At 53.2% G+C, this 12,149-nt stretch carries 5 protein-coding genes; all 5 read right to left on the reverse strand.

The window, feature by feature from the left end:
* Positions 1 to 92: 92 nt before the first annotated feature.
* Positions 93 to 1,937: an endo-1,4-beta-xylanase gene (locus tag AACY82_RS07910; RefSeq protein ID WP_339616250.1), complete on the reverse strand. Its 1,845-nt coding sequence runs from the start codon at positions 1,935 to 1,937 to the stop codon at positions 93 to 95.
* Positions 1,938 to 2,011: 74 nt separating this feature from the next.
* Complete coding sequence (locus tag AACY82_RS07915; protein WP_339616251.1) at positions 2,012 to 6,124, reverse strand: PVC-type heme-binding CxxCH protein; 4,113 nt, start codon at positions 6,122 to 6,124, stop codon at positions 2,012 to 2,014.
* A 997-nt stretch (positions 6,125 to 7,121) separates the two neighbouring features.
* The gene (locus tag AACY82_RS07920) at positions 7,122 to 10,262 is read right to left on the reverse strand and encodes a CusA/CzcA family heavy metal efflux RND transporter (protein WP_339616252.1); all 3,141 of its coding nucleotides are present in this window, start codon (positions 10,260 to 10,262) and stop codon (positions 7,122 to 7,124) included.
* Positions 10,259 to 11,632 (reverse strand): efflux RND transporter periplasmic adaptor subunit, encoded by a 1,374-nt coding sequence (locus AACY82_RS07925; protein ID WP_339616253.1) that lies wholly within the window; start codon positions 11,630 to 11,632, stop codon positions 10,259 to 10,261. Before AACY82_RS07925 ends, AACY82_RS07920 begins: the two co-directional genes overlap by 4 nt.
* Positions 11,633 to 11,756: 124 nt before the next feature.
* Positions 11,757 to 12,095, reverse strand: a complete 339-nt coding sequence (locus tag AACY82_RS07930; protein WP_339616254.1) for a hypothetical protein — start codon at positions 12,093 to 12,095, stop codon at positions 11,757 to 11,759.
* Positions 12,096 to 12,149: the final 54 nt, after the last annotated feature.

Raw genomic sequence — 12,149 nt, forward strand, 5'->3', positions numbered from 1 at the left:
CGGCACGACTCATCTTCTGGATATCGGGTCAACTCCAGCAGGGCAACGTAACAACCAAGCAGTTGTCAGCAGCATATAAGATGCTATCTCCATCATTGCAATCTCACCACTATGACACCCGCTGCATCTTTCACCTCGCGCTTAAGCAAAAACTCCTGCGACCGCTCTACCCCATCAAACTCACCCGTAACGCGATAGCGACCATAAAAGCCCTTTAGCTCGATCCTGCCCGCATCATCCGTACGGCTTTGCGCTTGCGTGTGCCAAATATTTTTTACTAAATTCTGCTGTGCCAACGCGTTAGGCTTGGGCTCGCCTTTGGCATCAATTAACGCCCCCAAGGGGCGCCACATTTTGGGTTGATAAAACCCCCAACGAGTAATACCAACCGTCGCCGGGTGGGCAAACACGGCGGTGTAAAAATCGCGGTCGTACTGAGTTTGGCCGGCTTGGTCGCGGGTGTTTAGGTCATACTCGGTAATACGCAGTGGCAAGCCAAACTCGGCAAACCGGTCGAGTATTGGCCAGAGCTTTTCGGGCGGTGTTACCAGCGAACTAAAATGCCCCTGCAACCCAATACCGTTTATGGGGGCGCCTAATGCTTGCAGCTTTTTAATGGTTTGGTAGTAATGATCTTGTTGAAACTGATTATCGCCGCCGTCGGTTAAAATCGAGTTTTCATTAATATACAACACGGCTTCGGGGTATTGCCTGTGAACCCGTTTATACCAATCGGCTACCGTATCCAACCCGACAATATCGGTCCAATCTTTTTCGTGGCGCAATTCGTTAATTACGTCCAGCTCTTTAATGCCGTAGCGCTTTAAAAACGGGATCACCTCATCGATGTGTTTATTCACCCGAGCAATAAACGCCGCGCGGTCATCTTTTAACGCCACCAACTCTTGCGGACTAAAACCAAACCCCGGATACAATAGAACATGGCCGCGGGTGGGCATGTGGTTACGCTGTAAATAGCTTGCCATAGCCTTATAATCGGCGCGTCGCTCGGTGTTAGCCCAGCCCCAATCGGCCCAGTAAATAGGCGTTGTGGCGACATTAAAGTACTCTTTTAGCCAGTGCTTGTAGTGCTCGGCCTCGCGTGTTTTTTGCAGTAATAGCGGATTAACAAAGGTGCCAAACTGGTAGTCGTGGTCAAGCTGCTCGATAGTAACGTTTTGCTGGGTAAGTGGTGACCCATCGGCGCTTAACAGCTGTAGGGTTACAGTACCGGTGCGGTTTTGAGCAATCATCTGTTCGGCCCTTGCCCGCCAAGCAGCATCTTTATCCATGCCGTTATAGCGCAGTGCGGTTATCGGCAATTGCTCGATCGCGGTGTCAGGCGCTAATCGCAGTATCGCCGCACCGGCAACGTCTAGGGTTTGCTCGCCTAACGCTAAGTGCAAGCTCAAACCCAAACTCCCCTTTGGGTAATCAGTTTCAGCCTGACCCAGTGCAATCATCTGAGTCCACTGTTCGGTAAGGTTGGCGCTCACATCCGCGATAGAGTGCCATTCGGGTTCGTTGCGCTCTAAGTAGCCCAGCACCTTAGCCTCACCGCTGCCGGGGGCGGCACGCAGGTACAAGCTCGCCAACACCCAATCGCCTTTTTTGACTGGCTTACTATTTTTATCCGTCTGTAACAGAACGTCCCAGGGGTTAACGGCGCCCGACTCACTATGAATCCGTAAAAAGTGCGAAAACAGCGGGTGATCAACGGTTAACCACTCGCTTGATTGCAAAGTATCGGCACCCGAGGCTCTCATGCCAACGGCACCCGTCTCACCATTGGCTAAACCACCGATAATCAGCTGCGGCTCGGCATTAGCCGGAAGCTGTGCCACAAAATCTTTAAGGTAAGGCGGTATTTTATTAGCAAATGCGGGGGTCATAACGGCCAGCAGCCAGAGTAAAAGCCAGCGGTTGAATATTGTCATGGATAAAGTGCTCCGCTATCAAAGCTAATGCGTTGCCACCAAAACCGCATGAGGTTTTGGTGGCAAGTGGGTTGTTATTCTGGGTATTTTTCTTGCAACTCAGAGGATTTCCAAAAACCCGTTTGTTGCGCGCTGGCGGCACGAACGCGTGCCACCTGACCAGCACTAATAACAGAAGCACTATTGCCAAAGGCATTGCGTACATAGGTGAGCACAGCGGCTAACTCGTCATCATTTAATAGGTTTTTAAACTGCGTCATCGGGACATGGCCGGCGTAATCTTGGCCTTTCACTTTAATCGGGCCGATTAGCCCGTTTAAAGCAATATCGATTAAACGCGTCGGATTACCAGTTACCCATTCGGTGCCAGCCAACGGCGGAAACTGAGCTGCAGGCAGGCCTTTGCCATCAGTTTGGTGACAGGTGCCACAAAAGCCTTCGCGATTATAAATCTCTTTACCTGCCTGCCACACCGCTTGCAGCTCCGACGACAATTCGGGGGTATCGGATGCCGTCGCCGCTGCTGGCAGATTCACACTACCACCTAAATACTTAGCCACTTGCAAATACGCTTGGCGCGCCCAATCATCAACCGATTGCTCGGCGGCGCGAGTGACAATATTAAGCGCGTCATCGCCCTGCAACCACGAGGCGGCAATAACCGCCTCTAACCTCACCCGTGGATGAGCGTCGCCCGCCGCTCGCACAAGCAACGCGTAGGCATCGTCGAAATCATTTAAGCGGTAGCGCAGCGCACGCACGGCGGCCGCGCGCACTTGAAACATCTCGGCCTGCAGCAGCTTTCGGGTTAAACGTGCATCTTGTGTGCGATCTCCGCCAACCCACAGGGCCTCTAGTCGTAATGGCTCAGCCTTAGGGCCGGCGTCTGCCAAGCTTGCCAGCCAACGGGCCTTGCTGGTGCTTAGCTCGTTAGGCGATAAACTACGCAATTGCCGGCGTATCCGTGAGCGCAAATGTAAATCGGCGCTGGTAAGCCGCTGCCACAATGCATCTGCATCGAGCGTGGTTAAATCTTCCACCTTAGCTAATGGCCGCGCGGGGTAAGTGACTCGGTAAATTCGGCCGTGGGCGTGATCACGCAGCGGGTCCCGTGCATTGTGCTGCATATGGCCAATTAACTGATTGTGCCAGTCGACAAAGTAAAGTGAGCCATCGGGTGAGAAGTCCATATCCACCGGTCTAAAATTTGGATCGTCCGACTGATACAAATCCATCCGAAACTGACTACTATAACCCGTGCCAGCATCGTTAAGCGTATGCTGTTTGGCCCCTAAAAAGCCGATATCGTTATTGAGTAGGTAATCGCCCTGCACTTGGCTTGGGAAGTGGTCACTAGAGATAAATAACAAACCCGAGGTAGGCCGCACTCGCTGGCTCTCTTGCACAAGGGATTCTGTGCCCACGGTTAGCTCGCCATAATGGGTGTTGACCTCTACCGGTAACATCCAATGCATATCTGGGTTAGAGGTCGACAAAAAGAAGTCCTGCCCCCAGCGATCAAAAGCGATGCCCCACGGGTTGGGTATATGGGTTTGCACCAGCCGCTCAAGTTTTTGTGTTTTTGGTTCAAACCGATAAAAGCCGCCATTAACCGCCCGCACCGGCCCGTACGCGGTTTCTATATTAGAATGTAGAAAAACGCCCTCGGCCAGAATTAAGCTACCAAATGGATCGCGGGTAAACGCACTAATCGCATGATGCGTATCGTGGGTATCGAAGCCACTTAGAATAATATCCCGCGTATCTGCACGGTCATCGCCATTGATATCACGCAGTAACATTAAGTTAGGTGCTTGCGATACATACACGCCCTCGGGTGTTAACTCAAAGCCAATTGGCAAATGCAAATGATCGGCAAAAATAGTTTCTTTATCGGCTTGGCCATCACCAGTGGTATCTTCATAAATTAATATTTTATCGTTGGGGCGCGGGTCACCCGCTTTGTAATGGGGGTAACTGGGCATCACCGCTACCCATAAGCGACCTTTACCATCAAAGGTTAGCTGCACCGGGTTGGCTAAATTGGCAAACTCCCGCTCCGAGGCAAACAGCTCGATTTTATAGCCTTCGGCCATGGTAAATCGGTCCAGTGCATCTTGGCCGTACAGATAGGGGCTGTCGGCGCTTTGTGGCGAGTTGGTGGTCACCGCTCGTAAATCAACGGTTTTAGCATCGGCGCTGGCGCGATCAAACGGCTTTTTATTCACCAACGCCCAAATCTCGGCCTCGCGGTTGTCGGTCAACTGGCGCGACTTTAATAACTCATCGGGGTAGTTATCGGGCCCGTAGGGTTCAAAGCGGCGCCCGTGTACATGTACGCCATTGGGCATTTGGTAGTGATTAAACCAGTGGAAGTTTTTGTCATTTACCACGTCGATCAGCTCAGGACTCACAACCGCCTCTTGGTCAGACTTACCAAACAGCAATTTATTTAGCAGGTGTCCAAGACGACGATAGCCTCGCTGATTTAATTGCGCGCCATTTACGGTAAGTTGCTCGGTGCCGGTGGTAAACCAACGCAAAGTCTCGGTAAAAACGTCGACAAACTCAACGCCTTTCTCCTCGGCCACGGCTTTCATAGCCTGAGTATACAAAGCTAAGTTAGCATTACTACTCTCACCATTAGGCAACTCATGGTCGTAAGATAAATCTTGAAACGCAATGGGTGACACCAGCACCAAACGCGGTGCGCTTTTGCCGTTATAGCGTTGTGCTAACGTACGGTCAACAAATGCCGCCAGCTCTTTCTTATAAGCCGCAACACCCGCTTTACCGGCAAACGATTCGTTAAAACCAAAAAATGCCAACACTACATCCGATTCAAGCTCGCTCAGCCATTCGTCAGGCGTCGCGTACTGACCCGAGCCACTGTGATGAGAAAACTCAGGCCTAAGTTTTTCACCGCCGGAAAACGCCCACTGAGAGCCCCGCGATGCGTGTGGGCGAAACACCGGTGTCATCCCTGGGCGCGCCAAGTTGCGCACCCGGATGTTCTGCTTTGGATGGCGCGCGTACAACTCGCTTTCAAAATACCCGTAATGCAACATCCGCTCAGCCAAGCCATTGCCAATTAAGGTGACCGAGTCGTTACTTTTTAAGCGTAAGTTTATTGGTGTTAACGGCCCCTGCGCAGCACTAGCCAACGCCTCTTTGGTTAGGATTGAGCGACCCGAGCGCCCAAGGGAAAAGTCGTCAACCTTCATACCTCGCGTAACAAAGTAATCGGGTTTTTGAAACCCATAAAACGAGGGTTCGTAACGGTCAATAGGGGTGACGTCAGCGCGCTCCGGAACCTTTTTACCCAGTAAATAATAGCTGGCATTAACCACTAAGCGGCGCAATGCGGGCTCGGCAAAGTCAACGGCGGCGCCAGCGGTTGTCGCAAACACTCGGCCCTCAGCCTTACCATTGGGAGTCGGATACGATTTTAACCACGCCAGCGGCATCATGGGGACGTTTTTCTCGCCGGCCAGCGGTTTTGAATCTCGCGCCAGCGACTCAGTCACCGCTCCCCGCAATAATACCGTCGCTTGTTGTTGATCGAGGTGCTCAATGCCGTAGATATCCGACTGAGTAAAAATATCCGTTGCGGAATTTAGAACCGGGTGCTCGCGATGCGCTTTCTCAACCACCGCGCGACCGCCCTGTACCTTGTGCTCACCATGGTGGTTAAGCCAGTTCTCGCCGATAACATTCAAGCCAAAATTTTGCCAATCGTAGCCGCCGTAATGGTCATCGTTATTAAACGCGTGGGTCGCGGTGCGGATCGCTATGACCGGTTTGGCGGCGTTTAAATAATCCAAAATCGGCTGCAGCTGATCGCCCGGCAGCTTGCGCCAGCGCGTTCCCAGTATTAACAAGTCGGCGTTATCAAGCGCCTCCAAACCCGGAATATTACTGATCTCGTTGGGGTTTATAATCTCGCGAGTTTTATCCATCGCAAACAATACGGTGGTTTTAAAGCCATGAGTCCGACTTAAAATTTTAGCCAACATCGGCGCCCACTCTTCCGAGCGGTACTCCTCATCACCCGAAACGAATACAATATGCTTATCTTGTGCGATTGCCTCAGGTGGCTCGAACACTAAATGATCGAGATTCTTGGCCAAACTCAAGTGGGTAAAACACAGTAAGACAACGCCAATACTGATGGTCAGGGATTTCATATTATTATCCTATGGCTCTTTATAGATCTTATTAGATATCACCTCTTACACGATAAGCAGTACACCAAGGGGCGCAAATTATTGCAATAACCAGCAAGAGTAAAATCACGGTAGAATTATTTACTATTATTGAGCTCTGAAGATTGCCCAATGACCACCGTAAAAACAAGCAACGGGCATCCGTAGTGAACACAAATTTACAATAATTACCAAATACTAGAGGGTCCTGCTAACGTCGGCACGCAGAAACTCCACTGCGCCGACGACTTAAAGTTAGAGTTTACTAGCCAGAGCAGCACTTAGCTGAAAGGAGGAGCAACAGCAACTAGGAGTCATGAGCACTTTAAGACGATCGTCACCCACCGATAACCTGCTGCTTTTGAGCTCAATGGGTTAAAATCGCCAAGTACTTTTTAAAAACGAGTTTGGCTCCCTCGGTGCCGAGCTATTTAAACCGCGTTCGTCGCCTTAAACCTCATAATATTCAACGTCGTGGTACTGCTTATCCAACGCACTGACAAATTAGCAGGCCATACTCACCGGCAAGAGCGAGTCGTTCTCGCCACTTGAACGGCGTTTATGTAATCCCCATTTTAAACAGCCATAGATTATTGGGGGTTTATACTTTCAGCTCACCGAGCGGAAGTAGATTTTAGGGGGTGAGCGCAAGGGATTGCGCGAAAGAGCTTGTCGGGGCACAGATGAGGTGAATGCTGGAGGCAGAAAGGCCGGCCTGGGCCGCTCCCTGTCGATACGGCCCGCAAAAATCGGTTGGAGTAAGGGAACCCGCAGGGCCAGACGCCGGGGTGCGCTTTTCGTCCCTTTTTCGTCGCATTACAAAAAGGGACTCGCCCGCCCGGCGACCGAAGGCAAACAAAGCCTTAACCAACCAATGTAATCGTATGGCACCCAAAGCACTACGTAAGTAACTAAACCACTGGATACCGGGACAAGCCCGGTATGACAAGATGCGATACCGCTCAAAGCTGACATCCCCCTACCCCTTAACCCCAGCCTGCCGCCAAAGCAAATATACCGCCGGCAACACCAACAACGTAAGCACCAAGGTGGTAAGAGTGCCCCCCACCATAGGCGCGGCGATACGCTGCATAATTTGCGAGCCGGCCCCCGAGCCGAACATAATGGGCAGCAAGCCGGCAAACAGCGTGCACGCTGTCATAACGATAGGCCGCAACCTTAAGCCCGCGCCTTGCAGCACGGCCGACTGTACATCGGCGCGGGTTAGCTCGCGGCCCTCTTGCATGCATTGTTCGGATACCTCCCGGTACGCGATATTCAGGTACACCAACATCAACACGCCTATCTCAACCGCCACACCCGCCAGTGCAATAAAGCCCATCGCGACCGCCACGGATAAGTTGTAGCCCAGAGCCATCAACAACCAAACGCCGCCGAGCAAGCCAAAAGGCAACGTCGCCAAGATGATAATTACCTCAGTAAGGCGTCTAAAGTTGAGGTACAGCAGCAATACAATAATGCTTAAGGTCATGGGCAGCACCAGCATTAATCGCTCGCGGGCGCGCTCCATATATTCGTACTGGCCGGCCCAAGTCAGTGAGTAACCGGCCGGTAAGTCCAGCTCGCGCTCAACCCGCTGTTGCGCCTGCACCACATAGTGGCCGAGGTCGGTGTCTTGGGTATCCACCAACACCCATCCGTTAAGCTGAGCGTTTTCACTTTTAATCGCGGCGGGGCCGTCTTCGACCACCACTTGGGCCACATCGCCAAGCGCCAGCTCGAGGCCACCGTCGGTGACAATGGGTAACGACTCAAGCGCCGTGGGTGATTCGCGGTACGCCTGCGGGTAGCGCAAATTTACCGGGTACCGCGCCGAGCCCTCAACCGTTTGCGTCACCATCGCGCCCCCCACGGCGGTGTTAACCACGGCTTGCACATCGGCAATATTTAACCCAAATTGCGCGGCTTTAACGCGGTCGATATCAATGCTCACATAACGGCCGCTGGCGACACGCTCGGCGTAGACCGACGCCGTGCCTGCCACATCACCTAATATACTTTCAAGCTGCTCACCAATCTCGCTAATGATGGTTAAGTCCGGCCCGGCGATTTTAATGCCCACCGGGGTTTTAATGCCGGTGGCCAACATATCGATGCGGGTTTTAATGGGCATCACCCAGGCATTGGTCAAGCCCGGAAAGTCGATAAGCGCGTTAAGCTCTTGGCGCAATGACTCGGGCGTAACCCCTGCGCGCCACTGATCGCGCGGATGAAATTGAATGACGGTTTCGATCATCGTTAGGGGCGCGGGATCGGTGGCGGTTTCGGCGCGGCCAATTTTGCCGAACACTGTGTCCACCTCGGGCAGGGTTTTAATTAATTTATCAGTTTGCTGCAAAATTTGCCGCGCCTCACCAATGGACAAACCCGTGTAGGTGGTGGGCATGTACATTAAATCGCCTTCATCCAGCGGCGGCATAAATTCAGAGCCCATTTTTTGCGCAGGCCACAAGCCTACCAGCATTAACATCAGCGCCAACAGCACCACTGTTTTTGGGGCGCGCAGCACCGCCGCCAGTACGGGCCGGTAGACGGCCACCAACAAGCGGTTAAGCGGGTTTTTTTGCTCACCCAAAATGCGCCCGCGAATAAAATAACCCATTAACACCGGCACCAGCGTTACAGCTAAACCGGCGGCGGCAGCCATGGCGTAGGTTTTGGTAAACGCCAGCGGACTGAACATTTTGCCCTCTTGTGCCTCTAGCGCAAACACCGGTAAAAAGCTGGCAGTAATAATCAACAGCGAAAAAAACAGCGCCGGCCCAACCTCGGCGGCGGCGGTTGCCACCAGTTGCCAGCGCCGCTCGCCGGTGATTGGCCCGCCGTTTTTTTCCTCGGCGCGCTCCAGATGCTTATGCAGGTTTTCAATCATTACCACCGCGCCATCGACCATAGCGCCAATGGCAATAGCCACACCGCCCAGCGACATAATATTGGCGTTAATGCCCTGTAGGCTCATTACGATAAAGGCGCAGAGAATGCCCAGAGGCAAACTAATTGCCACCACTAAGGCCGAGCGAAAATGAAACAAAAACACCGCGCAGATTAGCGCCACCACTAAAAACTCTTCGGCCAGTTTGTGATACAAGTTGTTAACGGCGGATACGATCAGACGGGAGCGATCGTAGGTGGTAATCACCTCAACGCCGTTAGGCAAACTTTTTTGCAATTCGTTTAAACGGCTTTTTACATCGGCAATTACGCGAGCGGCATTCTCGCCGCTGCGCATGACCACAATACCGCCGGCTACTTCGCCCTCTCCATTGAGCTCGGCAATGCCGCGACGCATTTGCGGCCCAGAGCGAACCTCGGCAACGTCGCCTAACAACAACGGCGTGCCACTGTCGCTTAAACCCAGCGGCACTTGACGCAAATCATCGAGACTTTGTACGTACCCGGATACCCGCACCATATACTCGGCTTCGGCCATTTCTATAACCGATGCGCCGGTTTCTTGGTTGGCGCGAGCAATGGCGCTGCGCACATGATCCAGCGGCATTTGGTAGGCGCGCAGTTTGTTGGGATCGACTACCACCTGATACTGCCGCACCATACCGCCCACGCTGGCCACCTCGGCCACGCCCGACACAGCTTGCAGCTCAAACTTTAAAAACCAATCTTGTAGGCTGCGCAATTGCGCCAAGTCGTGCTGACCGGAGCGATCCACTAGCGCGTAGTTAAACACCCAACCTACGCCCGTAGCATCGGGGCCCAGTTCGGGTTTAGCGCCGCTTGGCAACTGACCACTCACCTGACTTAAATATTCCAACACCCGCGAGCGGGCCCAGTACAAGTCGGTGCCCTCCTCAAAAATAACGTAGATATAAGAGTCGCCAAAAAAAGAGAAGCCACGTACCGTGCGTGCGTTGGGCACCGAGAGCATCGCCGTAGTTAACGGATAGGTCACCTGATCTTGCACCACTTGCGGCGCCTGCCCCGGGTAACTGGTTTTTACAATCACCTGAACGTCGGACAAATCGGGAATCGCATCAACCGGGGTTTGGTAAAGTGCCCGCAGCCCCACTGCCAGTAATATCAGGCTTGCCAAAATAACGGCGCCGCGATGTTTAACCGAGGCAAAAATTAACGCGCGAATCATGGCGCCACCTGCTGATCTTTAGGGGCATCGTGATTCATCTCGTCATGGCTCATGCCAGAGTGATCCATATTACGATGATCCATCTTATGATCGCCCGCTGCGCTATGGTCCATCCCCTCCGCGTGCTCAGTAGGCGAGTCTTCTGCCAGAGCTTGCTCTTTCTCCCCTATACGTGCCAGCTCGGCGTCAATGTTAGATTCAGAATCAATTAAAAACTGGGCATTCACCACCACTCGATCCCCCTCGCGCAAACCATCGAGAACCTCAGTGTTACCGCCAGCGCTGCGCCCTACTCGCACAGAGGTTGAGCGATATACATCATCGCGCACCTGGCGCACCACCCGGGTCGATTGCCCGGTACGAATAACCGCACTGGTAGGGATAACTAACGTGTTTTCGGCAGGCGCCGCCGCGATGGCTAAATCCACCAGCATATTGGGCTTTAAGCGGCCATCGCTGTTGGGAAACACAATGCGCGCTTTAACCGTGCGGTTGGCGGCGTTAAGCACCGGGTACACGTAATCGATTTCGCCTAGCCACTGCTCGCCGGGATAACTGCGGCTGGTAAGGGTTACCGCCTGGCCTTGATGCAACAAGCCCGCACTGCGCTCAAACACCTCGGCCAGCACCCACACATCATCCAACGTGCCGATGGAAAGCGTGCTCTGGTCAAGCTCGACGTAACTGCCGTTAGAAATACTAATGGCCGCCACATAGCCATCGCGGTCGGCGTAGTAAGACAACTGCGGACGCAGCTTACGCTCGCGGGCAATGGCGGTAATCTCCCGTTCGCTAACGCCCTGAGCCTTTAGTTTTAATGCGGCCGATTGCGCCAACGCCGTATGGTTACCGTTAAGCGCCGACAAATACTCTTGCTGAGTGTTTAGAATCTCTGGCGAATAAAACTCAAATAGCTTTTGTCCCTTGCGTACCGGATCGCCCTCGGCCACCACGGACAACTCGGATACCCAGCCGGTCGCACGCAAATGAAAATGCCGTAACGCCTGTTGATCAAAACCGACAAAACCAACTGCAGTAAGCGGGGTTACCATGGTAGCGATCTCAGCCTGAGCGGTACGCAGGCCTAAGTTTTGCTGTACCTCGGGGGCGATGCTTACCTCGCCGGCAGCCGCATTTTTATCACTGGCATACACCGGCACCAAATCCATCCCCATGGGGGATTTACCCGGTGCGTCGCGCCTAAAGGTGGCGTCCATTGGCGCCACCCAATACAAAGGCTCGGACTCAGCCTTAGCGGCCGGAGCGTGCTCTTGCGCCGGTGGAATTAAAACAGCAGGAAAATATACGCCGGCGCCATAGCCCAGCAGTGCAACAACGACAATAGTCGCCGCCATCAAAAACTTGTTCATACGGAGTATTCACCCAATCGTTAACAATTAACCGCGCAAAACGCGGACGTAACTGTGCTGTATCAGGCGAAAATGGGTGGGCGTAAACGGTCGGCGACGCGCAAATCGGCGGGGGTAGAGGTCATCAAAACAAAGACGGTAGCGGCACTATCGTCCAGCTGAAAACAGGCGCAGGCAAAATCGCCGCCGCGCTGGAGCAAGCGCCGGGGCAGCAACAGCCGTTGTCACAGGCGTGATCGGGGCTTGCATCGGCCATAGATTGCGCATCAGCGCTAGCTAAGTGGTGCATAGCGTGGCCGCCATGCTCCGAGCTATCCATCACACTTGCGGCCATCATCTCAGACTCACAATGCGCCATATCAGCAGGCCCCATCACAGGAGCCGCAGACGCCACAGTACCGGCCAACGCCTGACAGGCGATAACCACTACGAGTACAAATTGGCGTAACTGCTGTTTTGTCATGGGGTGAGTATACCACCACTTTTTCTTAGGGCGCAGCATTCAGGTTTTAGGTGT

This window comes from uncultured Gilvimarinus sp., assembly GCF_963972205.1.
In the GTDB taxonomy this organism is placed as follows: Bacteria; Pseudomonadota; Gammaproteobacteria; order Pseudomonadales; family Cellvibrionaceae; genus Gilvimarinus; species Gilvimarinus japonicus.